The 24,985-nt window shown below is 45.7% G+C and carries 20 protein-coding genes; 13 read left to right on the forward strand and 7 right to left on the reverse strand.

Annotated features, from left to right (window positions below; all coding sequences use genetic code 11):
- Positions 1–210: 210 nt before the first annotated feature.
- The 7 genes from AC4G47_RS09770 (at position 211) to AC4G47_RS09800 (ending at position 9,496) form a co-directional block, all read left to right on the forward strand.
- Positions 211–1,485: an ABC transporter substrate-binding protein gene (locus AC4G47_RS09770; protein WP_491105862.1), complete on the forward strand. Its 1,275-nt coding sequence runs from the start codon at positions 211–213 to the stop codon at positions 1,483–1,485.
- Positions 1,486–1,488: 3 nt separating this feature from the next.
- The gene (locus AC4G47_RS09775) at positions 1,489–2,361 is read left to right on the forward strand and encodes a carbohydrate ABC transporter permease (RefSeq protein ID WP_458123240.1); all 873 of its coding nucleotides are present in this window, start codon (positions 1,489–1,491) and stop codon (positions 2,359–2,361) included.
- 49 nt (positions 2,362–2,410) lie between these two features.
- Positions 2,411–3,226: a carbohydrate ABC transporter permease gene (locus AC4G47_RS09780; protein ID WP_036674932.1), complete on the forward strand. Its 816-nt coding sequence runs from the start codon at positions 2,411–2,413 to the stop codon at positions 3,224–3,226.
- A 113-nt stretch (positions 3,227–3,339) separates the two neighbouring features.
- The gene (locus tag AC4G47_RS09785) at positions 3,340–4,557 is read left to right on the forward strand and encodes an MFS transporter (RefSeq protein WP_036614537.1); all 1,218 of its coding nucleotides are present in this window, start codon (positions 3,340–3,342) and stop codon (positions 4,555–4,557) included.
- 492 nt (positions 4,558–5,049) lie between these two features.
- On the forward strand, positions 5,050–5,655 hold the full coding sequence (locus tag AC4G47_RS09790) for a cell wall hydrolase (protein ID WP_491106677.1): 606 nt from the start codon (positions 5,050–5,052) through the stop codon (positions 5,653–5,655).
- Between the two features lie 258 nt (positions 5,656–5,913).
- On the forward strand, positions 5,914–7,896 hold the full coding sequence (locus AC4G47_RS09795; RefSeq protein WP_491105863.1) for an AraC family transcriptional regulator: 1,983 nt from the start codon (positions 5,914–5,916) through the stop codon (positions 7,894–7,896).
- Positions 7,897–8,734: 838 nt separating this feature from the next.
- Complete coding sequence (locus AC4G47_RS09800) at positions 8,735–9,496, forward strand: DUF2935 domain-containing protein (RefSeq protein WP_240662101.1); 762 nt, start codon at positions 8,735–8,737, stop codon at positions 9,494–9,496.
- 230 nt (positions 9,497–9,726) lie between these two features.
- Here the strand turns inward: AC4G47_RS09800 and AC4G47_RS09805 are convergent, their stop codons facing one another.
- Positions 9,727–10,494: a hypothetical protein gene (locus AC4G47_RS09805; protein WP_491105864.1), complete on the reverse strand. Its 768-nt coding sequence runs from the start codon at positions 10,492–10,494 to the stop codon at positions 9,727–9,729.
- A 397-nt stretch (positions 10,495–10,891) separates the two neighbouring features.
- Here AC4G47_RS09805 and AC4G47_RS09810 point away from each other — a divergent pair, with 397 nt between their 5' ends.
- The 5 genes from AC4G47_RS09810 to AC4G47_RS09830 all read left to right on the forward strand — a co-directional run bounded on the left by AC4G47_RS09810 (position 10,892) and on the right by AC4G47_RS09830 (position 14,769).
- A complete protein-coding gene (locus AC4G47_RS09810; protein ID WP_491105865.1) occupies positions 10,892–11,566 on the forward strand; it encodes a hypothetical protein in 675 nt (224 codons plus the stop codon).
- A 762-nt stretch (positions 11,567–12,328) separates the two neighbouring features.
- A complete protein-coding gene (locus tag AC4G47_RS09815; protein ID WP_491106678.1) occupies positions 12,329–12,427 on the forward strand; it encodes a hypothetical protein in 99 nt (32 codons plus the stop codon).
- Positions 12,405–13,283 (forward strand): prohibitin family protein, encoded by an 879-nt coding sequence (locus AC4G47_RS09820; RefSeq protein WP_491105866.1) that lies wholly within the window; start codon positions 12,405–12,407, stop codon positions 13,281–13,283. The genes AC4G47_RS09815 and AC4G47_RS09820 overlap by 23 nt, the downstream gene beginning before the upstream one ends.
- 213 nt (positions 13,284–13,496) lie before the next feature.
- Entirely contained in the window at positions 13,497–14,252 is a 756-nt protein-coding gene (gene yaaA / locus AC4G47_RS09825; RefSeq protein WP_491105867.1) for a peroxide stress protein YaaA, read from the forward strand.
- A 235-nt stretch (positions 14,253–14,487) separates the two neighbouring features.
- Positions 14,488–14,769, forward strand: a complete 282-nt coding sequence (locus AC4G47_RS09830) for a DUF6809 family protein (RefSeq protein WP_491105868.1) — start codon at positions 14,488–14,490, stop codon at positions 14,767–14,769.
- 172 nt (positions 14,770–14,941) lie between these two features.
- Here AC4G47_RS09830 and AC4G47_RS09835 read toward each other — a convergent pair whose 3' ends face one another.
- Entirely contained in the window at positions 14,942–16,303 is a 1,362-nt protein-coding gene (locus tag AC4G47_RS09835) for a right-handed parallel beta-helix repeat-containing protein (RefSeq protein ID WP_491105869.1), read from the reverse strand.
- 560 nt (positions 16,304–16,863) lie between these two features.
- Entirely contained in the window at positions 16,864–18,456 is a 1,593-nt protein-coding gene (locus tag AC4G47_RS09840; protein ID WP_491105870.1) for a catalase, read from the reverse strand.
- A 188-nt stretch (positions 18,457–18,644) separates the two neighbouring features.
- Here AC4G47_RS09840 and AC4G47_RS09845 point away from each other — a divergent pair, with 188 nt between their 5' ends.
- Complete coding sequence (locus AC4G47_RS09845) at positions 18,645–20,627, forward strand: ATP-dependent DNA helicase (RefSeq protein ID WP_491105871.1); 1,983 nt, start codon at positions 18,645–18,647, stop codon at positions 20,625–20,627.
- Between the two features lie 190 nt (positions 20,628–20,817).
- Here AC4G47_RS09845 and cysK read toward each other — a convergent pair whose 3' ends face one another.
- The 4 genes from cysK to AC4G47_RS09865 all read right to left on the reverse strand — a co-directional run bounded on the left by cysK (position 20,818) and on the right by AC4G47_RS09865 (position 24,115).
- On the reverse strand, positions 20,818–21,774 hold the full coding sequence (gene cysK, locus AC4G47_RS09850) for a cysteine synthase A (protein ID WP_491105872.1): 957 nt from the start codon (positions 21,772–21,774) through the stop codon (positions 20,818–20,820).
- 213 nt (positions 21,775–21,987) lie between these two features.
- On the reverse strand, positions 21,988–22,371 hold the full coding sequence (locus AC4G47_RS09855) for a YhjD family protein (RefSeq protein ID WP_491105873.1): 384 nt from the start codon (positions 22,369–22,371) through the stop codon (positions 21,988–21,990).
- A 476-nt stretch (positions 22,372–22,847) separates the two neighbouring features.
- Complete coding sequence (locus tag AC4G47_RS09860; protein WP_017687536.1) at positions 22,848–23,081, reverse strand: hypothetical protein; 234 nt, start codon at positions 23,079–23,081, stop codon at positions 22,848–22,850.
- On the reverse strand, positions 23,078–24,115 hold the full coding sequence (locus tag AC4G47_RS09865; protein WP_491105874.1) for a nucleotide-binding protein: 1,038 nt from the start codon (positions 24,113–24,115) through the stop codon (positions 23,078–23,080). Before AC4G47_RS09865 ends, AC4G47_RS09860 begins: the two co-directional genes overlap by 4 nt.
- Positions 24,116–24,985: the final 870 nt, after the last annotated feature.

The raw sequence follows: 24,985 nt of genomic DNA on the forward strand, positions 1-24,985 counted from the left end.
TTCAACTAATCTTTTTATACGAAAACGGAGAGGACAGAAATAACGTGAAGAAGCGAAGCGTTCGCCTTTATCCCCGGATTTTTCCTTTTATAAAAAGGAATCAAATAAATCTGGGGGTAACAGTGATCGGAAGGTTATTCTGTCATCGGAGTGGTCAGTATAAATATTCTTTAGTTAAAATATCAAGCATCCTCAGGAGGTCACCTTTTCATGAAAAAAAATAAAAAATTGATCCTGCCCCTTGTCAGTATGCTGGTCATGTCCATCCTGCTGTCAGCTTGCGGCGGTGGGGATAACGCGTCATCTGGAGAGAACGGCTCTTCAGGTTCAGGCAAAGTGACCCTCAGCTTCATGCACTGGCGTGGAGAAGATGTGGAAGCATTGAATAAGAGCATTGACGCATTTGAGACAGCAAATCCGAACATCAAAGTGGAGATGCAGACGCTACCCTCCGATCAATACCAATCCACCGTTCAATCCAAAATCAGTGACGGTTCGGTAGGGGATGTATTTGCATCCTTCCCGGGTGCACAGTTCGAAGCTTTCACCAAAGCTGGCTTGTTCACGGATCTGACCGGATCATCGTTCCTGTCGGCTTACAATTCAAAGCTGATTGAATCAGGACAGCACGATGGCAAACAATATGCGATTCCATACCAACTCGTATATAACGATCCAATCTATAATGTGAAACTGTTTGAACAATACGGCTTGACGCCGCCAACCGATTGGGAAGGCTTCCTGGCACTTTGCCAGAAGCTGAAAGACAATGGCATCATTCCGATTGCCTTTGCCGGAGCGGATATTGGTCCAGGGCAATTCATGAATACAATGGTGATGAACAATGCACCGAGTGACGACATTTTTACCAAAGTAGAAGCGGGCGAAGCCAAACTGACGGATGAGTTTTGGGTGAAAACATTGACTCAATTAAAGGAACTGAACGATAAAGGTTATTTCCAGCAGGATGCTTTGGGCACGAAGGACCCTGCGGCTGGAGCGCTGTTTATTCAAGAGAAAGCAGCGATGCTGGCAAGCGGATCGTATCAATTGGCTCAGAACAAGCAGCAGAATCCGAACTTGGAGCAAAAATTGCTTGCACCGATTACGGTAAGTGCAGATCAGGCGAAGTATGAAGGGGTTCATACGACCACATTCATGCTCGCGGTGAACAGCAAGTCAAAACACCCGGAAGAAGCGAAGAAGTTCATCGAATTCCTAAGCAATCCGGAAGTGGCTGGCGAATACGCCAACCAAACGGGACAGAATGTAACGGTAAATGATGTGAAGTATGATACACCTGAGCTTCAGGTAGCGGGAGATTGGGCAAGCAAAAAGACCGTGTTCCAGCCACGGTTCACCATCCTGAACGGAGACAATCAAAAAGCCGTAACCAACTCCATTCAGGCCGTGCTGAGCGGCACTTCTCCAGAAGAAGCAGCACAGCAGGCACAAGCGATCATTGATCAGCATATCGGGAAATAAACGATGAAAAACCGTCTTCAGCTATCCCTGTTTCTGATCCCTGGGTTGCTGCTGTACATTGGATTGTTCGTATTTCCTACATTGACGGGGCTGTTCTACTCCTTTACGGATTGGGACGGGGTATCCCCGTCGTATGCATTTGTAGGGCTGGATAATTACAAGGACAGTCTCAGCAGCATCGTATTCCGCAAAGCCTTCGGCAACAACGTGGAATTCATGTTAACGGTTGTTATTGCACAAACCTTTATTTCACTTGTCCTGGCTCTGCTCCTGGTACGTAATACCAAGACACGCATTGTGCTTCGGGCATTGTATTTCCTGCCTGCGATTCTGTCCTCCGTATCGGTCGGATTGATCTGGGCATTCATGTATGATCCATCTATCGGATTGATCAACTATGGACTAAATGAAGCGGGGATGAACAGCATCGCCCGTAACTGGATTGGTGATCCGAAGATCGCTATCTATTCCATCGCTGCGGTGCAAGTCTGGGCCCATGCTGGGCAGATGATGATCGTATTCATTGCAGGTCTGCAAGGCATTCCGGCAGAACTGTATGAAGCGGCTCGTATGGACGGCGGCAGCAAATGGCAGGTATTCCGTACCGTGACTTGGCCGCTGCTGGCACCTTCGGCAACGATTGTTGTGGCTTATACGACCATTCAGTCGTTCAAGGCATTTGACCTCATTTTCACAATGACGGACGGAGGCCCGAATTACGCAACTGAAATTTTGACAACATATATCTATCATACCGCCTTTGGCAGCTATTCATTTGGTCTGGCTTCTGCCGGTTCCATGATCTTCCTGGTGTTGCTCGCGCTCTTGACGTTATTGCAGTTCAAGGCACTACGCGCTGACCGGGTAAGCTATTGAGGTTGATGTTGGAGCATTCATCCTGCAACCGAGGCAGAAGGGAGTTCACATGTTCTTAAAATGGTTCAATCGCCTGATCTTATTGGTGTACGCACTGCTGATCCTGGTGCCGCTGTACTTTGTATTCGTATCCTCGTTCAAAACAAGCAGCAACTTCTTCACCAGTCCGTTCAGTTGGCCGGACCCGTTTACGTGGGATAACATTACCGGGATGTTCCGTAACCAGCCGATGTGGCAATATTTCGGGAACAGTCTGGTCGTAACGCTTGGTACGGTTGCAATAGAGTTATTGCTGAGCAGCATGATCGCTTACGCCATAGTCCGCTGGGGCGGCAGCGTAGGCAAAATCGTGTTTGCTCTGTTCGTAGCCGGTCTGATCGTTCCTTCCCAGGTGAGTATGCTGCCAATCTACTCCCTCACGCGTACGCTCGGATGGTCGGACAGTCTGACGGGATTGATCGTCGTATCCGCCGCGATGCTGATGCCTGTCTCTGTATTTATGTTGACAGGCTTCATGCGCATGCTCAATTCGGAGATTTTGGAAGCGGGCAGTATGGATGGAGCAAGCGAATGGAGGCTCTATACCCGGATTGCACTGCCACTGGCTGCACCTTCGCTGGCGGCAACGGCTACGTTCCTGCTCGTCATGGTATGGAATGACTTGCTTATTCCGATGCTGATGCTCAGCAGTAAGTCCAAGCTAACGTTACCGCTCGCGCTTATGCAGTTCCGCGGAGAATACGTGACGAACTATCCGATGATGCTCACGGGTGTGCTGGTAACGGCCATTCCGATGATCGCGCTGTTCCTGCTGCTTCAGCGTTACTTTGTTGCAGGTCTGACAGCGGGTTCACTCAAGGGGTGAGTTATCGCAGAAATCGGAAGGAAAAGCTTATTTTGCATTGATTTCTGGAGCATTCTGCATAATAATGATTTAGTGTCAGAATGACTACATAGAGATCAAGGGAGCTATAAGTGATGAGCAAACTGGAAGTATTGCGGAATCCCAAGCAGCGCAAGCTGCTGTTCAGTGCCGGCATGAGCTGGCTGTTTGATGCGATGGAAGTCGGCATGATCTCCTTTATCGTGGCTGCACTCGCCAAGGAATGGAGTCTCAGTCCCGGACAAGTCGGAGTGCTTACGAGTATTAACTCCATCGGTATGGCGCTAGGTGCTTTGCTTGCAGGTGCACTTGCGGACCGTTTTGGACGGAAGGCCATACTGATGTGGACCTTGCTAATCTTCACGATTGCAAGCGGTCTATCTGCACTGGCGACTGGGTTCGCCGTATTGTGTGCACTACGTTTGGTCGCGGGTATCGGACTCGGCGGAGAGCTGCCCGTGGCATCGACACTGGTATCGGAGTCGATGCCTACAGCGGAGCGGGGACGTGCCGTTGTGTTATTGGAAAGTTTCTGGGCTGGGGGCTGGATTGTATCCGCGCTCATAGCCAACTTTGTCATCCCGGAGTATGGATGGAGAATTGCTTTTGCCATCGGTGCACTTCCGGCGTTCTATGCACTGTATCTGCGTCGTGCCATTCAGGACCCGCCGCGCTACAAGAATCATACCAAGCTTCATAAAATCACGTTCCGCGAGAAAGTGGCTACCGTCTGGTCAGCACCACATCGCCGTACAACGTTGATGCTTTGGATTTTGTGGTTTACCGTCATTTTCTCTTATTATGGGATGTTCCTGTGGTTGCCTTCGGTTGTGATGGCGAAAGGATTTACGTTGGTTAAAAGCTTCCAGTACGTGCTGATCATGACGATCGCACAGTTGCCAGGGTACTTCACCGCGGCGTACTTCATTGAACGTTACGGTCGCAAGTTCGTACTTGTTGTGTATCTTACTTTGACTGCATTCAGTGCGATTGCGTTCGGACTGGCAACAACGGAAGCGACGATCCTGACCGCAGGGATCTGTCTTTCCTTCTTCAATCTGGGAGCTTGGGGTGGCCTGTACGCCTACAGCCCGGAATTGTACCCGACATCTGTTCGTTCGACAGGTGTGGGTCTAGCTACATCGGTTGGCCGGATCGGTGGCGTACTTGCCCCATTAATGGTCGGTATGCTGGTTCAGCGCGAAGTGGCAATCAGCCTGATTTTCACGATTTTCTTCGTGACAATCCTCATTGGCGCAGCCGCTGTGCTGTTCTGGGGCCGGGAAACAAAGGGTCAGGAACTAGCTGAGTAATTGTCATTATATTCAAGCGCAACTTTTGTACGGGTCTGCCAGCCTACGGAAATGCCGGGTTGGACAAGCGGTACAAGGTTGATAGAAGAAGGGGTATGACCATGGTGTGACCATGGGCTCATGCCTCTTTTTGCTATGTTCAGCGTCGTTTTTTCACTGCGTCATCGGTCCGATAGACTTCATTTTTTCTATATCCTATAATGACACTCGGGATGTAGGGCCGTGAGGATTCAGGGGAAAGAAGTGGAATCTGGATTCAGAAAAGTGGAGGTTAATGGAATGATGAAGAACAATATTGGAATGGATCGAACGAATGAAATGAATGAAAAGAATATGATAACTGAATTAGATAGCACGAATGAGGGGCTGGATCTGTTAGCGATTGCTGGCAACATGGAACCTATCACCGTCAGTCGGAAAGTCACTCATGGGAAGGGAAGAACGGCTGGCAAAAGAGCAGGGCGGGTCAGCGTGCTTCTCGGTGCCTGTGCGATGACGCTGGGATTGACCGTGGTAGCTCCTTCTGCAGGAGCGCAGAAGCTGGAACAGGGCATTCGTAGCGAGCATGTGCTGCAATTGCAGGAGCAATTAAGCGATCTGGGGTACTTCGACGTCGGAATGACTGGATATTATGGTTCGATTACCAAAGGTGCTGTCCGTGAGTTCCAGCAGGATCAGGGACTAAGTGCAGATGGCGTGGCAGGTCCTGCGACGCTGAACAGGCTGAACAAAAAGGCCAAAGCTGAGGGCGAAACGCTGCGCCAGTTGGCGAAGCTGATCCATGGTGAGGCGCGCGGAGAATCTTTTGAAGGGCAAGTCGCTGTAGGAGCGGTTGTGTTGAATCGGGTGCAGTCTGATGAATTCCCTTCATCCATCTCGGAGGTCATCTTTCAGAAAGGTCAGTTCACTGCGATAGACGATGGGCAATTTAATACCAAGCCAACCCAGACCTCTTACAGGGCTGCTCGCAAAGCTTTAAATGGTGCTGATCCTACGAACGGAGCGCTCTATTATTACAATCCGAAGATTGCCACTTCGGTGTGGAGCAAGAGCAGGCCGACGCTGCTGACGATTGGTCAGCATGATTTTACGCGGTGAGTTAGGTAGAGATAGGTAGTGTAACATTTGAAATGATAATGGTGAACCTCGGCTGTACGCTGCTGAATGCAGACGTGCTACCGGGGTTTGTTTTATATTTTGCTTGTGTAGGCGAGGAGTGCGGGGATTTCTTCCGTATCTTGATGTCCCTCTTTTCAATTGACAATGATTATCGTTATCGAATATCATCAAAGGATTACAAAGGGATTTATTACTGAATAACAAGTTCAGTATGGGGTCAATCGGGGGAGAAAAATAGTGAACTGGGAAGAGTATATTCAAATGTGGGACAATTCATCGATTCAGCTGGTGGATATTCGCCAACTTGTAATAAGCATTGGGGAGAAGCAACAATACCATCTCCCAGTCAGCGGTTTTATATATATCGTGCAGGGACAAGGCTCCATTTCATTAGATGATGATATACATATATTTAAACGGTTTTATCTACTGCATGCAGGAAAAGGAAGCAGGATCAGAATCGAAGCTGGACAAGATGAGGTCACGTACTATTACATTTTATATAGAGGTAGTATGTCTCCCAAAGCTAGTAAAGAAATTCAGAACAACTATGACATGAATAACCCCTTTCAGTTACCGTATGCCTACCAGCCTCTCGCTCCGCTCAATCTATATCGCCATGTGGATTCAATGTACGAGGAATGGAGCCGTAGACAGGTGTTTGAACGTTTTCATGTGAAAATCGGCTTTTACCAGTTCGTATACACACTTGTTCAGCAACTTAAGCTTCAAGGGGTTTCTTCAAAAGAAACGGATATGGTAGAAGAGATTATCCAGTACATTCATGAACATTACAATGAATCGATTTCGCTTGAGTCATTGGCCGAACTATGGAATTACAGCATTCAATATTTATCGAAGCAATTCAAACTCCGTACGGGGAGAAGTCCTATCGAATATGTGATTCAGGCGCGGATGGCTAAAGCGAAGGAATTAATGATTCGGACAGATGCCATCGCACAGGAGATTGCTTCAAGTGTAGGGTATAGTGATGTTTTTTATTTCACACGTCTGTTCAAGAAGCAGGTCGGGATGACACCGAGTCAATATAAAAAGAAAATGAAGGATAGCTTGTCCGATTCAGATAGTCCATGGGAAGGGTTCGTATCCTCTATGGGCAAAGATTCTTCTTCTTGTTATGTTATTAATGATAATCATTATCAATATAAAACAGAAGGAGATTGGCAGATGTTTAAAGGAACAAGATCGAAGATGGTATTAACACTCATGTTATGTTTTACGATTATACTTTCAGCCTGCACAAGTGGGAACTCCAGTCGAACGAATAATCAAGGAGTAGCAGGTGGAAATTCAAATCAGAGTGCAGAGTCTACTCAAAATGTGTCTTCCAACGAGGCCAAAGAAGATACGAGCACGCGTAAATTATCAACGGTCATGGGAGAAGTGAGTGTTCCGGTACATCCCAAACGTGTTGTGGTGGACTGGGACTTGGGTCCGGTCTTAGCTGTAGGCGTAACGCCAGTTGGCGCGTCCAGTACACAAATGAACTTTGCAAAGTTTCTAAAACCTTATTTGCCTGACACCGTTGAAGATATTGGGTTGGAGGGAAGTATTTCTTTGGAGAAGGTGTTGGACTTGTCTCCCGATGTAATTATTACTTGGAATCCGGCAGCCTATGAAAGTTACTCCAAAATTGCACCAACCGTCGTATTTGAGACAAGCAAGTACTCCACCATTCAGGAAGAAATTACGGCAATGGGCGATATCCTGGGTCGACAAGAAGAAGCTGAGAAGTGGAATGCAGATTTTGTAAAACGTACCGAAGCTGCCCGCAATAAAATCAAAAATGTCATTCCAAAAGATGCAACGATCTCCATTGTAGATTACGTCACGGTAGACAAATTTTTGATGGTGATCGGCAATGCAGGGGAGCGTGGGGGAAGAGCTACATACGATATCTTGGGTCTGAATCCAACACCTAAAGTAAAAAGTGATATCATTGACAAAAATGAGGATCGTATTGAAGTGTCATGGGAGACTGTAAACGATTATGTGGGCGATTACGTCATTGTGCTCAAAGTTGAAGGCCAAGAGCCAACCAATCTTCCAGCGACGTGGGCATCCTTAGATGCGGTCAAAAATAATCATGTGATTGAGATTGAAATGGAGAAATACTTCGCGGCGGATTCATTCTCATCCCTGTTACAGGCCGAAGATATTGCTGACAAGATCACGAAAATGGCCGCGGCTGCTGAATGATTAATCCGGTGTGAGATCTTTATCAATGAGGGTATGCTCCGATTGGATTAAAGATTTTTCAATAGACAAGCATGCAATAAAAGATTAAAAGCATTCACCGTTAAAGATGCTATTCTTACAAACAATCTACTTGACCAAAGTCGCCTACATGGTGGCTTTTTTCTTATGGCTTAAGTCAGTTGAGTGCGTGAAACGCGCGAAACAAAAAAACACCCGCTATGCGGGTGGAGGAATCAGCGATTTGATCACCAAGACCTTCCCGATAAAAAATCCGTGGAATTCCCTTCATCGATCTCGGAGATGATTTTCCAATTGTAAATATTAAATTACCCCCGGCTGTACGCTGCTGAATGCAGACGCGTTATTCAATTCAAATATATTCACTGGGAGTCAATTGATAATCCAGTTGCGTTTGTAGAAAAGAGCGCGGCTGCTGCACGGGCTGTAGGAATACTTCCGAATAAGACCAAAAAGACTAAAAAGTAAATAGAAGGCAGTTTTAGTTATAAATCTGTTAAACACGCAAAAAGGCGGATCCATTAGGATCCGTCCTTTTGCGTGTTTAGTGTGAAATCCAATCCCTGTAGGTGGGTTTGTGAACTATACCCGTATATTTCCCTCACTCAGAAGGCAATTGTAAAAAGTATTTAAATTCACACCTTATTAATCTTGATTTTTTATTTTTCGGTAGCATATTGAAACATGGCGTCCCCATATACTCTGCTATCATGGCATATTTAAATGGTCTACTTATTAAGTGTGCTGAAAGGTGGGATAAGGTTTGTCGGATCCTTTTGTTGTCAAATCATTAGACGAGATACGTTTTTGGTCACGCATTATGAAAGAACATTCCTTTTTTCTTCGACTAGGATTTAGGTGTGAAGATACGCAGTTAATTAATGAGGCCAATCAATTCCATGCAATCTTTGAGGATATCGAAAGAAGATCACATTCTTTTCAAGCAGATACGGATCCGCAAACCATTAGACAGTTTAATTCAGAAGTTCACAATGCGGCTGCACACATATGGGCATTTAAAAGAAAAGTACTTGGGCTTATACTACGGTGTCAACTTCCAGGGGGAACCAATTTCCCTTTGCTTGTAGATCATGTTAGCCGAGAAGCCAATTACTTTAGAAATCGGTTAGAGGAACTCAATAGCGGGAGACTTGAGCCATTACCTGATGCGATTATCGATGAAAATGTATTTTTTCTCAAAATCATGGCAGACCATGCGAAATTTATAGGTCATCTTCTTGATCCATCCGAGCGAAAACTTGTGGAACAAGCAAGGGAATTTAGTCAAGATTTTGATACGCTGATGTTCCAAGCCATCGATTTAAGTTCCATGCGTCCACAATCGCAAACCCATCCCTTACTAAGTCAATTTGTTGATGAAAACCGCGTTTCAGTTCAATCGTTACGAGACTTTAAGAAGACTGCACGCGACTTAATTGAGGAGTGTCGAATCAAAAGCATCATTCACCCCTTATTAGCAGACCACGTTTTTCGTGAAGCCGAACGATTCTTATTTGTTCTTGACATGTTTGATCAGTCATTGTCTGGCATGAAGGTAAACAAGAAAGAAATCATGCATTAAAATACAGTGGATGGCAGGCCATAAAGTGATAGTCATCTGACCCTAAGTTGAACACCATAGGATGGTTATACCGTGATCGTATTTAAACCATAAAAAAAGGTGAATATAATCATGAACCTCCGGCTGTACGCTGCTGAATGCAGAAGCGTTGCCGGGGGTTTGTTTATTTGAGCGAAACTGCTGAATATTACTTGTTTGAAAAAGGGCTGAGACGTGGGTGGGCACTACTCTTAAAAGTTAAAAGGAATGTTCAACGAAGTGGGCTCTACAATGGTTTTTCCAGTGTCGTAGTCATAGATTTTATTGAACACAAGTTCAATGGATTCCAGCTCATTCGGGTCATCGGTATATACCAAACCATAACTCGTATTATCAATGACTATGCCATCATATTGATTATAGACATATGATTTTCTCATAAAATTGCGATCTGCGGAGATCGGTTTGCCCGTGTTTGGATGAACGGAGTTTAAGCCGTAAAAACCGATATTCTGATCGGTTGTATTTTCCACAGTGTAGAGGATATTGATATAAGTGATCTTAGAACCGATATCTTCTCGATTCAGAATGGAAATGTTTTTCTGTGAATCCTCAGGAATATCGCTGGCCTCTAATAATTGAGCATGAACAACATGAATGGTTAGTGGCCCACGTTCAAAACGTGCATCCAGAGGTACAGACTTTAGCAATTTCAGATGTCCGCCGTAATCGAAAGTCCCTGTATCGCCAGGTTTGGATAGGATCGGTGATACAGCACTCTGGTAAAGCTTATCTTCAAGCATGCTGGCGGCCTGCTCGAATTCATCGAGTTCTGGCTCCCATCCATTATAATTGCGTTCGGACCGGAAAGGTTCTAAACCAGTTTCCATGACCTGTTCAGGAGAAGCATCCATAGGCTGTGATTGGTTGTTGATTTCTAGTTGTGTAGAAGTGGCATAATTTGAGCTGCCTGAGCTGCCCAAAAGTGCGATAGCAAGTAGTAATTGAACAATAAACATGTAAGGGACACCCTTTCTCTCTAAAATATAATTAAATAAGAACATCAACCCCACCTGGTTGTTATTTGAAAAAAATATCACTGTTATGGTATTGGTGGAATGAACTTAAGCCCAAAGTAATAATAATCATAGCAAAATGGAGCATTGAGATAATGAGAATAACGACCTAACTTCAGGTAATAGAAGATTGACGAGTGGATAAAGTAACTTAGATATAACGACCCAGGCGATAAAGAAGGAGTTTTTGTTCCGTAAGGACCAGGGTCGGATAGAGTGGATACATAGAACCGTTTTAGACGAATATCAATGAAATTTATCTGAGGAACAGATCAAACAGATTCTACAGGCCGGACCGATTGTGTTAGAATATAGGAATTATGGAAGTTGGAGGATTGAAGTGGGAATACATAATGAGTTAAGTCAAATTAGAGTTGAAAACCAATCAAGTACTAAACAAAAAGCTTTTTCAATTGTAAGTGCGATAACGATCGGGGTGATTTTAGGTTTAGCGGCAAAGCTTGTAGATGCTCAGGGGACTAACCCCATATTTGACGATATTGGTGGGCGTCTAGGTATTTGGATTTTTGTTGCAACACTCATATCGGTTTTTAGTTATTCTCCTAAACTAGCAGCAGTTAAGGTATTCTCCTTTTTTGTATCGCTGCTAACCGTTTATTATCTATACACAGTGTTTTTCCTACATTTCGTTCCAATGAGAGAGATTGTTTTTTGGGGGATGTGTGCAGTGATATCTCCGGTATGTGCTTATGTGATGTGGTATGCACGTGGCAATGGATTTGTACCTAGTTTAGTTTTGTCCCTTCCAACCACAGCTCTACTGTCCGAAGGGTATCAATTGCGCGACGCTTACTTGCCCGAGCATACTCATTACTATTTGATCCCAATACTTATGGGAATATATCTAATCATGGTCATTGTTTTATTATTTTTTGTTCCTACGAGCAGACTTAAAATTTTGATTATACTACCCATATCTATATTATTGTCTTTCATCATAATATATTTTGATGTTCTAGGGCGGTTATTCGGTGGCTTGAACGGAGTGTTATAAATCACTTTGGCAGGAAGAGGCCAATACATTAACCGAACTTTACACGAAAGAAGTTTTTTCGGAAATATAGAATAACGTCAGGATGAATAGAGTTGAAGTTTCTAAAAGGATCATTGATTGTAATCACATTAATAATCATAGCTTCTGTCACAAGTAACCTGTGGCATAAATTTATAGTTTTAATTTTGGTTCGTATAGGTTACGCACTCGAAGATGCCATCAAACAATTTGATGGTTCTTTTTTTTTGTGTCAGTAGGGCAGCATCGGCTACACGTATGCCACTTTCCTAATAGGAATAACTGGGTACTGGACGTCCCTCACTCACCATTTTCTTCGCTACTTTAACTAATAGGTTCGATTTTGGGATGCTCACAAGCGGTAAAACAAGACGGACCGCATATCCTTTTTCGATGTAGAAATTCTAGGGCTACAAGAAGCGGCGTAGGATATCATTGAAACCGAATCGAAATTACAAAGTATATATAAAGGAGGATATAAATTATTAATTATAGATTTGGATGAACGGAGAAGTTACATTTAAACAGATGTAGATGGAGCTACAGTAGTTTGTGAAGTTAAATTTGGCTACGAGGGTTCGCATGGGATGCGATTAAGCGTAGATGAAATTTAAATTAACTATCTGGATACCTTCACCCAGATGAGGTTTGTGCTCGATTACATCCATAGAGGGGAGGACGAATATGCCGTTTATTGGGGGAATCATTTTAATTTTTATCCTAGCATTTATTCTCTGGTCATTAATGTTCCCACTATTCAATAAAATAGGTAGTAGAATTTTGAAGAAATACAATAAATTCAAACAAGAGGAGAATGTAGATGAAAAATTCAAAGACGTTTAGAGTAGGGGCGATTACGGTTGCATCCGTTATTATTGTGGGAGTGTTACTGGTGACCTTTTTTTTAACACGAATTCCTAATGGATATGTTGGGGTCGTGTACTCACCAAATGGAGGCGTAAAAGATAGTACACTGAGTCAAGGATGGAAGCTAGTTGGAGCATTTGATAAAGTGACGAAATATCCTATCCGAATTCAAACGGTGGAATACAGAGATATTCAGATTGCTACTTCTGACGGGAAAAACATCACAATCGATTTTGCTTACAACTACCAAGTAGAACCAAGTAAAGTATCTTCGATCTTTAATACATTTGGGCCAATTAGCATTCAAGAAATTGAGGATACATATCTCAAAACACGTTTCCGTGATGCAGCTCGTAAAGGTATTTCCAAGTTTACAGTAATTGATGTTTATGGTGAAAAGTCATCCGAAGCAGGCGTAGACGTCGAACAACGTTTTTCTGATGATGTTAAAGAGTTAGGTTTTATTGTATCAAACGTTACCGTAGGTGTTCCTCAGCCTGACGCTAAGACTCAGGAAGCAATCGATAAGCGTGTTGAAGCTTCTCAAGAACTGGAACGTAAAACGACTGAACTGGAGATCGCTAAGAAAGAAGCAGATCGTAAGCGTGTGGAAGCACAGGGTAATGCAGACAAACTATTGATCGAAGCAGAAGGTCAAGCTAAAGCAAATAAAGAGCTTCAGCAATCATTAACAAGTCAACTCGTTGAATATGAAACAATCAAGAAATGGGATGGAGCCCTTCCATATGTGAGTGGATCAAACACGCCAATGATTCAATTGCCGACTACAAAAACAGAGCAAAATAGCGGCGCGGGAAGTGTATCTCCCTAATTAGCGATTTGAAATGTACGCCTTGCTTTTTCACCAATCTAATGTGTTGAATTGTAATGAACAAGCCGGTCCAATCGTGGGCTGACTTGTTCATTTTTGAGTCTTTTCAAACGTAGCATGAGGAATTTAGTTAAGCCTTGACATTGGATTCACCTAGCCAATCCTGTACAATGAATAACGACAAAAACAACGGTAGATTAAGGATGGATCAGCATGATGAGAATTATCATATCACCCGCCAAAAAGATGAAGATCGATACCGATCTTATGGCTATCGCACAGATGCCGCATTTTATAAACGAGTCAGAACAGTTATTGAGTCTGCTTCAAAAGTTATCCTATGACGAACTCAAAACGTTGTGGAAGTGTAACGATGCAATCGCCGTACAGAATGTAGAGCGGATTCGGAATATGAATATAAAAGCAAATCTTACGCCAGCCATCTATGCCTATGAGGGTATTCAGTATCAATATATGGCTCCGGGTGTTTTTCAAAATGAGGAACTGGCGTATCTGGAGCAGCATTTACGCATATTATCCGGTTTTTATGGCATGTTACGGCCTCTGGATGGGGTTACACCTTATCGGTTGGAGATGCAGGGCAAGTTGCAAGGTCCAGGTTTCAAATCGCTCTATCAATTCTGGGGCAGCAAGTTGGCAGATCAGCTTCAAGCGGACAGCAACTGTATTCTGAATTTGGCTTCCAAAGAGTATAGCAAAAACATCACTCCTTTTTTGAGCGAGGAGACCCGTTTTATCACTTGTGTATTTGGACAAATGGTCGATGGGAAGCTGGTTGAAAAGGCAACTCGGGCCAAAATGGCTAGAGGTGAGATGGTACGTTATATGGCAGAGCGTAAGATTACAGATGTGAAGGATATCAGTAATTTTGATCGGTTAGGTTTTGTTTTCTCAGAAGAGAAGTCGGATGAGAGCAATTATGTATTTATATATTCAGAGGAGAAATAGGGAGAGTTTGACCGTACTTGAGAGTTATAAGATAGTTTTCTGTAGGCTAGGTAGGACTTTTACTGGAGACGTGCTTCAGGGAAAAAATAAGTGAACGTCGTTTTTATACTAGCATGATTTAATATTAACTTTGACTCAATCACACTAAAAACGAAAAATAATACTAGCGGATTTCCCGCTAAATCTCCATCTTACCTCATCCCTTGCGTTACAATCTTCCTGAGGTGACCTTAACATGAAGGATAACATGTCAAACCTGATCGAAGATTTGTTTCACGGGAACCTGCGGTTGGACGAGTCGATTCATCCTGAGCATGCCGAGTATCAGGAGATCAATCGCCAGATATCGGACCTCATGCAAGGCTACAAAACAAAGCTTACCGAGAACGAATACGATGATTTGGAGCAATTAGTAGACCTGATCGGACAATCCACATCTATGTATGTTGAAGCAGCGTTTGAGCAAGGATTTCGCACAGGCGGTAATCTCATCATTGAGGTTTTATGCAAACGGTGAGCATCTATCAATCCAGAAGTCGGCAGGATATGCACAGCAACTCAAAAACCCCCTTCTCCAACACCAGCATCCGGCTGATATGGAGAAGGGGATTTCATCTTTATTCCGTATTGGTTGCTCCACATGTGAACATATCACACATGTCTTACTCTAACTCCAACTAAGCTACCACCTACCGCGCACCAATATTCGTACCCGATGGCGTACCTGAGCCAACCAAATCACTGCCGCCCGCTAGCTTCAGGAAATTGCCCAAGACAGGCGTTCCATCCGCGCTACGTGTTACCGAAGGCGCGAGGGAGACAAAGTCGGCTGCGCTGGCGAGCAATCCTTTGGCATTGACGCTTTTCTTGTTCTTCCACCAGACGTTGGTGCTACTGACATCGGTTCCACTGGTTTTGTCGCTGGCACCGCCTTGGAAAGACAGGTTGTTGGTGAAGATATGGGTGCCTATATCGAAGGCAAAGTTGCTTTGCCCGTTGTTCCAAGAGGTGTTGTTTTTCATCTGGATCGAACCGGGATTGCTGTTGTAGGTGAAGCCGTGCTTTTTATTATTAAATGCAATGCTGTTCTCAACGATATGATTCACCGCAATCTTCTCGCCGCCGAGCTTGAATCCGTTGCCATCGCTGTTGGAGGTGGAGGTGCCGTCTGATGTTGCCCCGTTCGCGTAGGCGATGCTGTTGCGGATCGTAACCGCGCCGATGGCGCCTGTGTCCGTTTTGCTATACAGATCCCAGCCATCGTCTACGTTATAGGCCGCAATACAACCGTCGAACACGTTGCCCGGGCCTACGGTCAGTTTTGCTGCAAAACCGTCTGCATCCTCGCCGTCATCCGGGTCATAGTTATTATGGGAGTACGAACGAATCACTTCATTATATGCAGGCCATTCACTCTTGGCGGCCGTGGAAGCATAACGTCCCATTTGAATACCCGTATCCCGGTTATGATGAGCCTCGATCTGTTCCAGACGGTTATAGCTGCCTCCGATGAAGATCCCGTTGTCGCCCGCGCCCTTAACTTCAAGCCCTTTAACGAACCAGTAGTCTCCGAACATTTGCAGCCCGCGGTTGGTAGAAGCGAAGGCTTGTGCGGAGAAATCAAAGACTGGTTTTTCCGATCCATACGCCACCAGATTTTTGCGCTGCCCTGAAGTACCGCTGTTGCCTCGTTGAATCGTAACCGTTTCTGAGAAATTGTAGGTACCTCCGCGTAGATAGATCGTTTTACCCGGTGCGATCTGGGTCAATGCGTTAGCGAGTGACGTAGGGCTGTCCAGTGTTCCTGGATTGCTGGCTGAACCGTTAGGAGACACATACAGATCACCAGCAGCAAGCGCGATATTCGAAGTCGCCACCGATTCAGAGGGATTTTGCAAACTGCTCTCGATCAGCTCTTCAGCACCAGCCGATCCACCACCAATCAATAATAGAGGGAACGCGGCACTCAGACAGATCTGGGCCATTTTCGATTTCAGAGAACGTTCGGATCGTACAGATGCATGAGTGGATGTAGATGGGAATAATTTCATTACGCAAACCTCCTTGGTTAATTGGGAATAGAATGAAGAGCATGTGGTAGCCGTGTACCAGACCGTTATCTAAGAGATAAGACATGCCGACTGGCTAGATGCAATCTCTAGGACACAGCTTTATGGTAAATGTTGTAAGAGTTATCATCAATAATCATCTGATCAGATGGAGTTACATGCAGGCAGGTCAGGCCTGGAAGCTTCCAATGCCTGTAATATCATGGGGGTTATGTAATCTTTCCATTGGGTGATAGCTCTCATTTAACGAAGAATCCTCTGAAATGAACGTAAAGAAGCACGCTTTTCCATCCTCAGAGCACCAGTCTTACCTTTGATCCACTCAAATGAACTTCATTTAATTTAAAATAAATAGCAGCATGCGTCCTGAAGTGGAGATTCGGAGATTACAATCAAGTTAATCAAAAAAAAGCCCCGATAGCAGCTGCAACTGGCAACTTGACGATCAGGGCTATGTTTAATTCAGAACGCAATCTGCTTATCCAAAATACTCACATGTACTAACCGTATCAAACTTACCAGTCTAATCGCTGTCTATCTACTTAATAACCGTCCGTCTCACGACTGCGTTTCTCCGCTTGCTCGACGCTTGGTTCATGTTTCGGTTGTACCGTTGCACTATCATCGGTTGGCACAGAGGATAGTCCTTCGGAGACGCGCCGACCGTAATCGGCATCGGCCTGGGTGAAGTAAGAGATCATACGCTCCCGGATATCCGGTTTGCATTGTGCCAATGCGCTTACCATGTTGCTGATCAGCTCATCCCGCTCCCAATCCTCGAACGCCCGGTACGTATCTCCCGCCTGACCAAAGTCATTCGTACGCTCAATCTTCTCGCGGACAAGTCGGCCTTCCACCAGGGGTTCATGATCCTTGCCACGAGGGGTTGCTTCCTTTAAGCCACCGAGCGATGAAGGTTCGTAATTGACATGCGGATTCTGACCTGGCGCCCGATCCACCTGATACTGCATTTGACCACCAGTCTGATTGGTAGCTACCCGATTTTTCGGTGCATTTACAGGCAGTTGCAGATAGTTCGAACCCACCCGATGACGCTGGGTATCCGAATAGGAGAAGGTGCGTCCTTGCAGTAGTTTATCATCCGAGAAATCGAGCCCGTCCACCAGAACGCCTGTACCGAACGCTGCTTGCTCGACCTCATTGAAATAGTCTTCAGGATTACGATTCAGCGTCATTTTGCCCACGGGTAGAAAAGGAAACTGATCCTGCGGCCACAGCTTGGTCGGGTCCAGCGGGTCGAAGTCCAACTCTGGATGCTCGCCGTCCTCCATCACCTGAACGCACAGCTCCCATTCGGGATAGTCCCCTTGTTCAATGGCGTGATACAGATCCAACGTCGCATGATTGAAGTTCAGTCCCTGAATCTCGGTCGCATCTTTTTGCAGCAGGTTGCGTATCCCTTGATTGAGCGGTTCCCAGTGATATTTGATGAGCACGCCCGTGCCTTCCTGATTGACCCATTTATATGTATTGACACCCGAGCCCTGCATCTGCCGATAATTGGCCGGAATTCCCCACGGAGAGAAGAGGAATGTCACCATATGGGTAGCTTCAGGACTTAGCGAGACAAAATCGAAAAACCGCTCCATATCCTGTGCATTGGTTAACGGGTCGGGCTTGAAGGCATGTACCATATCCGGGAACTTGAGCGGGTCGCGAATGAAAAAGATTTTCAGGTTGTTACCTACGAGATCCCAGTTGCCATCTTCCGTATAGAATTTTACAGCAAACCCGCGCGGGTCTCGAAGGGTCTCCGGTGAGTGCCCGCCGTGAATAACGGTGGAGAATCGAACGAATACGGGCGTTTTTTTGCCTTTTTCCTGAAACAGACGTGCACGTGTGTACTTCGATACCGGTTCATCTCCGGCCGTTCCATACGCTTCAAATACGCCATGAGCGCCAGCGCCGCGGGCATGAACCACCCGTTCTGGAATACGTTCGCGGTCAAAATGCGTGATCTTCTCGAGAAAATGATAATTCTCCAGTGTAGTGGGCCCCCGGCTGCCAACAGTTCGTACATTCTGATTGTCCGTGATCGGATGACCTTGTCGATCCGTTAATATGTCAGCTGTCTTGTCTGAGGAATGCTCTGGTTGTGAAAACTGATGATTCATGGAGTGGAGCACCGCCTTTCCTTAAAGTGGATTCCTGTATATATTTTCCCTGAAAATTGGTTCTATACATTCAACCTCGCAAATAACCTAACAAAAAAAAGCTTGTCACGAACCTTACTGCGTGAGATAATTAACTTTTGCCCTGCGGCCTTTTTTGAACGGAAAATGAAAGAGGACCGCGTCTAAGAATGGAGGCTGACCTAGGATTGTCTACACAACGTTATCCTTTTGCATATGATCCGGCTGAACCTTTTGTATCCCGTCTGGGAGAGTGGGTTGCTGATGTTTTTTACGATATTTTGCCAGAGTTCGGCTTCGAGGTACGGGATGAACAGATTTTTATGGCGTACCAGCTCGAACGGGCCTATGGAGATAAAAAGACTATTATGGCTGAGGCCGGTGTAGGAACAGGCAAGACGTTAGTCTATCTGCTCTACGCGGTCTGTTATGCACGTTATACGGGCAAACCGGCAGTGATCGCCTGTGCCGATGAGTCTTTGATTGAACAACTTGTGAAGCCCGGTGGAGATATTGCGAAGCTGGCTGCGCATCTGGACTTGGAAGTGGATGCACGTCTGGGTAAGTCACCGGACCAATACGTCTGTCTGAACAAATTAAGTGCGGTGCGATTCGCGGATGAGGATGCGCCTGTCATTGAAGAAGTGCATGAGAGCCTTCCGGATTTTGTGAATACGCCGGGTACACTTCAGGCTTTCCATCCGTATGGTGACCGCAAACAGTATCCGCATCTGAATGATCGCCAGTGGAACAAAATTAACTGGGACCCGTTCCAGGATTGCTTCGTTTGTCCAAAAAGACAACGATGTGGCCTGACGCTGTCGCGTGACCATTATCGCCGTTCCAAAGACATCATCATCTGTTCCCATGACTATTACATGGAGCATGTATGGACCTACGATGCGCGCAAACGCGAGGGACAATTGCCACTGCTGCCAGATCACAGCTCAGTTGTATTTGATGAAGGACATTTGCTGGAAGAAGCAGCCCTGAATGCACTGAGTTACAAATTGAAACACCGTATCTTCGAGGAACTCGTGACTCGCCTGCTTGAAGGAGAGATTCGTGAATCCCTCGCGGAGCGTGTGGATGAAGCGATTGAGAGCAGTGAGCGACTGTTTGCGTTGCTGGATACGTACACGGTGGCGATTCCGGGATCGGAACGGAAAGAAGTTCGGGTAGAGCCGCCACTGCTGCGTGAGATTGAACGACTGACCAGTGTGCTGGATGCGATCGGCGAAGAATTGGTATTTGAGAGCGGATTGTTCTCGCTGGATGGGTACCAGATGCGTGTCGTTGAAGAACATCTGGACATGATTCAGTCTGCACTTGCATTGTTCCGTAAGGAAGACGGCTATATCTGCTGGGCGGAAGAGAGTGAAGATGAGACGACATTATCGATCATGCCGCGTACGGTGAAGGAAATGCTGAATGAGCGTGTGTTCAATACAGGCATTCCAATCGTGTTCTCATCTGCAACGTTATCCGTGGATAGTTCATTCCGCTATGTGGCGGACAGCCTGGGCATTGATGATTTTGTATCCTTCTCCGTCGCTTCACCATATGATTACGCCGACAAAATGCAGATGAAGATTACCAATGAGGCCTTACCAGGCCACCCGGAGAACGAAAATCGCATGCGGGATGCAGTATCTTTACTTCAGGAGAGTGGGGGCCGTGCACTGATCCTGTTCCGTACGATGGAGGAATTGCGTGCGTTCAAGCAAGACATTGTTCATGTCCCTGAAGCAGAAGGGTTGCGCTTTATGTACGAGGGTGACCGGGAGATCAGTGACCTGATTGCAGCGTTCCAGCAGGATGAGGAGAGTGTGCTGTGCTCCGTCAATCTGTGGGAAGGACTGGACGTTCCAGGACCGTCATTATCCAACGTTATGATCTGGTCGCTTCCTTATCCGCCACAGGACCCTGTCTTCAATGCGAAACGCAGTGCATCGGCAGCACCTTACGAAGAGATCGATCTTCCGTATATGCTCCTGCGCGTGAAGCAAGGTCTCGGACGTCTGATTCGGACGAGCAGTGATTCGGGATCTGCAGTCATTCTTGATGAATCGCTGTATACCAAAAAGGAAGCCAAAGACCGCATTGCGGCTCTGCTCCCTGAAGGTGTGGAATGGACAACCTTGACACACTAATTAGTGTTAGATGTTATAGCGAATATACTTTTTAATGTTTTCACATTTTTTAAAAGTGATATTTGCCTTCATAAAGTCCTTGTTCTCTGCGGATTAAACATTCGTAGGGGTACAAGGGCTTTTTTGCGTTGTTCAGGCTTTTTTTGTTCTTTTACATGTTTCGTTTTGTTGAATTCCTAATGCCTTTTTGTTAAAAAATACCCATGCTCAGATACCGTTCCCCGGTATCCGGCGCAATGCAGAGCACCCGGTGTCCCGGCCCCAGTTCCTTCGCAATGCGAAGGGCGGCCCACACCGAAGCACCAGAGGAAGGGCCGAGCAGCAGCCCTTCCCGGGCAGCAAGCTGCCGCATCGTATCCAGTGCATCCTCATCGGACACCTGGATAATGGCATCCCACACGTCGGTATTCAGGATGTCCGGAATGAACCCCGGACTTGTACCGACGAGCTTGTGTGGTCCGGGCTCGCCACCGGACAGCACTGGAGAGCCTTTTGGCTCCACCGCATAGATACGGATATCGGGCAACTGCTTGCGCAGTTCTTCCCCCGTTCCGGTAATGGTTCCGCCAGTTCCAGCGGTGGCAATAAAAGCATCCAGTTTGCCATCCATCTGCTGCATAATTTCGGGAGCCGTAGTGATCCGGTGAATATCCGGGTTCGCCTGATTCTCGAATTGCTGGGGAATGAAACTTCCCGGAATGTCTGCCTGAAGCTCTTTCGCTTTGCGAATCGCACCTGGCATCCGCTCGGCAGCGGGGGTGAGCACCACATCTGCACCATAGGCTTTCAAGATGTTGATGCGTTCCTTGGACATGTTGTCCGGCATGATCAAAATGGCTTTATATCCTTTGGCAGCAGCGTTCATCGCAAGACCGATGCCGGTATTGCCACTGGTTGGTTCGATAATGGTTGCTCCGGGGAGCAGCAGTCCTGCCCGTTCAGCCTGAACGATCAGGTTGTAGGCCGCACGGTCTTTGACACTGCCACTTGGGTTGAAGTATTCCAGTTTCACGTATACGTCAGCGGAGTCGCTGCCTGTGATTCGGTTCAGTCTGACGGCAGGTGTCTGGCCGATCAGTTCGGTCACATCTGCGGCAATGCCTGTATGTGCGGGTGTTAGCTTAGTCGAATGTGTATTCGAATCCATGAAGTACAGCTCCTTGATTGATAAGACGTTGAGAGCATATCCGGATTGAAATCAAGTCCCACTGAACCAGTCTGTCCGCCATTGATGGCAAGTAGGCTGGTTTTTGTTATAGGAATTGAATTCAGTTCATGCCTTATTGGATTGGTTGGATATTCTATTCCATCTTAATGAACGTAACCTTCCGTGGTCAACTTGTTTTGCTGGGGATGGATATCAACTCTGCGCCAGGTCCATCTGCAGATGCCAACTGAGTTCTTTTTTGACTTCATTGCGTGCGAACGTCCATAACATGTAGAAACGTTGCCAATACCCCCTGCACATATACAGAGTTTCGATGCCATCGGCTTCACGTTTCTCTTCCAGTACTTTGACACCACGAGTTCTCATCTGTTTGCGAAGACTCAGCATCTCCTTGAGCACATTGTTCTGAATACGGGTCAGTGAGAGAATGTAGACTTCAGGCATCTTAAGTGACAATGTATCCAGTGTGCGAATATCCCGTTCAAGTACATCCAGCAATAGCGTGCGTACAACCAGACCTTTAATCAGGCTGTGGTCTTCATCCGCAGGGGATGGGGCGAAAGTAGAGGATGTCATATGTTCACTTCCTTAACCTTTAATTGGAATTTTTCGTTTACAGAACATGTGTTCCTATATTATAATCAATATATGTAATGGAGATACACAATACAACCGAGAAATATTGGAAGCAAGCACTAGCGCATTTTCCTGAAGATACAGATAGTAAATGAAGCTAAGGCTTTAAGGACAAGCTCACTCCAAAATTAGGTATAATTTATGGGTTTTGCAGGAAACCTAAGGCCATAAACCAAATGAGCCTTATGCAATGCAGTCTGCTACAGAAGTAATTACAAGAAATGAATTAAAGCAATTAAAAGCAACGAATTACAATAATGATTCAGGATGACTTGCCGCAACCCGATGATGCCAGGTCAACGAGAAGAAGCAGTTGTATTTTGACGAAAATGAGCAACAAAAAGGCCCCTGCCTTGGGCGGCGGGGCCTATGGAATACTGCCGATTCAGCGGCAGGCTTGATGATGTGTACAGAAATTAAGCAAGATATTGAGGCTTTTCGTAGAACGCCTCTTTTTCAAGGATGACCTTATAAGGTCTTTCCTTGCCCTTCAGGGAGGGCCCAATGGTAGTTAGCGGTACGGCCGGCTTGTGGAAACGATCTTCTTCCTTGGGTTCCGGAACCGGTCGTGATGATTCGGGCGCAGAACTGAGGCGTACCTTTTTTTCGCTGCCCCAGCGCTTGCTTATTTTTTTCGTTTCCGGTTTCATTCCGGTTCGCCTCCTAACAAATCGTTGATGGCGTTGAACAGTTGACGATTCTGTAGGTCAATCTGCTGAAATACCGCCTCATCCGCTTCAATATGTCCAATAATGTGAACGGTGATTACATACCTCTTGGCTACAGGATAGCATAGCAAATATTCTTTCTCAAGGTAATCATCATACAGGTTGATCTTGATCTTGTTTTCCCGGTAAGAATCAATCACCAGGATGCGCTTGGGATCATCCGGTTGTTTGTCGTCATTAGCGGACAAGTCATACTTTCTCCCCGGTTCTCCAACATTACCACATAATTGCTCAATATAACCACTGTCATCTGTACGGTATATGGCTGTGCCACGTACGGCAAATGGAGGGTGAGAGACAAAGGCGGTACGCAGGGCATCGCTCATTCGCTCCAGCATTTTGGCATCTGCTTTGCGGGTACGCAGCAATTCCCTAAAGAACCGCAGCAACTTGAGCAGTTGTAACCTTGCTTCTCCCTCAGTACGCTTGTGCTTCTCGATGATATTCTCCAATTCTGGATCACTCCAGCGTCCTTGTTCCTCAATACTGTCTGCGATTTTGGAACAAGCCACCGAGACAGCTGGCGCCCACTTTCCGTCAGAACGAATTTCATACACGAGTGGATTTAATCCCAGCAAATCTGTGGGCATACGCAATCCCTCGACTTTGGTCGTGTCCTTGATGTTCGTAATATCTTCAGGAAGAATGAAAAAAATACGCTTTCGTCCCAGACGGCCCATAAACAGACCCATTTCAAGCATTGTATTATCCCGGACCGACGCGTAGTACTTCCCGCGAATTTTGGATATATCATCCGGATGAAAAATAAAAATGGCAAAGTCTGTTGTACGGACTTCTGCTTCCAGGTCGTCCATGGTATAGCTGCTTGGATTAAAAACTCCAGAGTACCAGGGGGTGACTTCAGCTGAGAAACGTAAGTTTTCGTGTACTGCGGCTGCAATCGGCTTGGCTTCCAGCGAGCAGCCAATAAAGACTCTTGGCTTTAACGTTTTCATCAATCCGCCTCGCTTAACGGTAGTGGGATTCAATTGTTATATTATACCATAAACAGCAGGGTAAGTATGGAAACGTTTGAGCTGGACCGATAATAAGCCGATTACGTTTGCTATAGTGTATGTTCAAAAGGATAATGATTCCTTAACAAACCCCCAGAAAATAAAAAAAGGCCCCATTTTGTCACAGTTGGGTGACTGACAGTTATTTTTGTGAGCTTTAGTCATAGAATAAAGGAGCAGGTTGCACCATTAGCAAGCATTGCTTATCCTGGTGTTGCTGTACGACTGCTGGAGCAGTCCAAAGGCTGCTTTATGCGCGTTTTTGACGGGTCTGCTGTTTAGACCCGGTCACGTTGGTGTTATATAATAGAAGAACAAGCAAGTTAGCTTTGGTGTTTAAATTGATTTAAATTGCAACTGCTGCAAGTTGGAGATAGAATTTACACAAGAACGAAGAGTGCAGAACCCATCTGTAGAAGCGAAGCGTTCGCCTAAAAGCTTTCTGAAAGAAAGCTGCTTCGGAAGCATAAGCTATCAACGGATTTTCCCTTTAGAAAAAGGGAATCGAAAAAATCCCGGGATAACAGCGATCGGAAGAGGGTACTGGAATCGAAGTGATAAGTGTAAAGTTAAATATTCAAGCTTCTGCATTGTTGTTATTTTTCAGTTTAACCAAGCACAGCTAACCACAACAGAACAGAAAGGATCAGGATACCATGAGTTCCCGAAGGACAATCTCCCCAAGGACGATCTGGAAACGTTACGATCTCTCATACACATAGCGCCCCTTGTAGAGTACACCAACCGGTTCAAAAAAACGGCTGACTCTGCGAAAGAGGGGATTGGAATGAATATTCGAAGGACGTACAC

This window comes from Paenibacillus sp. Negev47 (assembly GCF_058313655.1).

Coding starts and splice junctions, on each gene's coding strand:
- AC4G47_RS09770 (WP_491105862.1), top strand. CDS start 211: ATGAAAAAAAATAAAAAATTGATCCTGCCCCTTGTCAGTATGCTGGTC.
- AC4G47_RS09775 (WP_458123240.1), top strand. CDS start 1,489: ATGAAAAACCGTCTTCAGCTATCCCTGTTTCTGATCCCTGGGTTGCTG.
- AC4G47_RS09780 (WP_036674932.1), top strand. CDS start 2,411: ATGTTCTTAAAATGGTTCAATCGCCTGATCTTATTGGTGTACGCACTG.
- AC4G47_RS09785 (WP_036614537.1), top strand. CDS start 3,340: ATGAGCAAACTGGAAGTATTGCGGAATCCCAAGCAGCGCAAGCTGCTG.
- AC4G47_RS09790 (WP_491106677.1), top strand. CDS start 5,050: ATGACGCTGGGATTGACCGTGGTAGCTCCTTCTGCAGGAGCGCAGAAG.
- AC4G47_RS09800 (WP_240662101.1), top strand. CDS start 8,735: ATGAAAGAACATTCCTTTTTTCTTCGACTAGGATTTAGGTGTGAAGAT.
- AC4G47_RS09805 (WP_491105864.1), bottom strand. CDS start 10,494: ATGTTTATTGTTCAATTACTACTTGCTATCGCACTTTTGGGCAGCTCA.
- AC4G47_RS09815 (WP_491106678.1), top strand. CDS start 12,329: ATGTTCCCACTATTCAATAAAATAGGTAGTAGAATTTTGAAGAAATAC.
- AC4G47_RS09820 (WP_491105866.1), top strand. CDS start 12,405: ATGAAAAATTCAAAGACGTTTAGAGTAGGGGCGATTACGGTTGCATCC.
- yaaA (WP_491105867.1), top strand. CDS start 13,497: ATGATGAGAATTATCATATCACCCGCCAAAAAGATGAAGATCGATACC.
- AC4G47_RS09830 (WP_491105868.1), top strand. CDS start 14,488: ATGAAGGATAACATGTCAAACCTGATCGAAGATTTGTTTCACGGGAAC.
- AC4G47_RS09835 (WP_491105869.1), bottom strand. CDS start 16,303: ATGAAATTATTCCCATCTACATCCACTCATGCATCTGTACGATCCGAA.
- AC4G47_RS09840 (WP_491105870.1), bottom strand. CDS start 18,456: ATGAATCATCAGTTTTCACAACCAGAGCATTCCTCAGACAAGACAGCT.
- AC4G47_RS09845 (WP_491105871.1), top strand. CDS start 18,645: ATGGAGGCTGACCTAGGATTGTCTACACAACGTTATCCTTTTGCATAT.
- cysK (WP_491105872.1), bottom strand. CDS start 21,774: ATGGATTCGAATACACATTCGACTAAGCTAACACCCGCACATACAGGC.
- AC4G47_RS09855 (WP_491105873.1), bottom strand. CDS start 22,371: ATGACATCCTCTACTTTCGCCCCATCCCCTGCGGATGAAGACCACAGC.
- AC4G47_RS09860 (WP_017687536.1), bottom strand. CDS start 23,081: ATGAAACCGGAAACGAAAAAAATAAGCAAGCGCTGGGGCAGCGAAAAA.
- AC4G47_RS09865 (WP_491105874.1), bottom strand. CDS start 24,115: ATGAAAACGTTAAAGCCAAGAGTCTTTATTGGCTGCTCGCTGGAAGCC.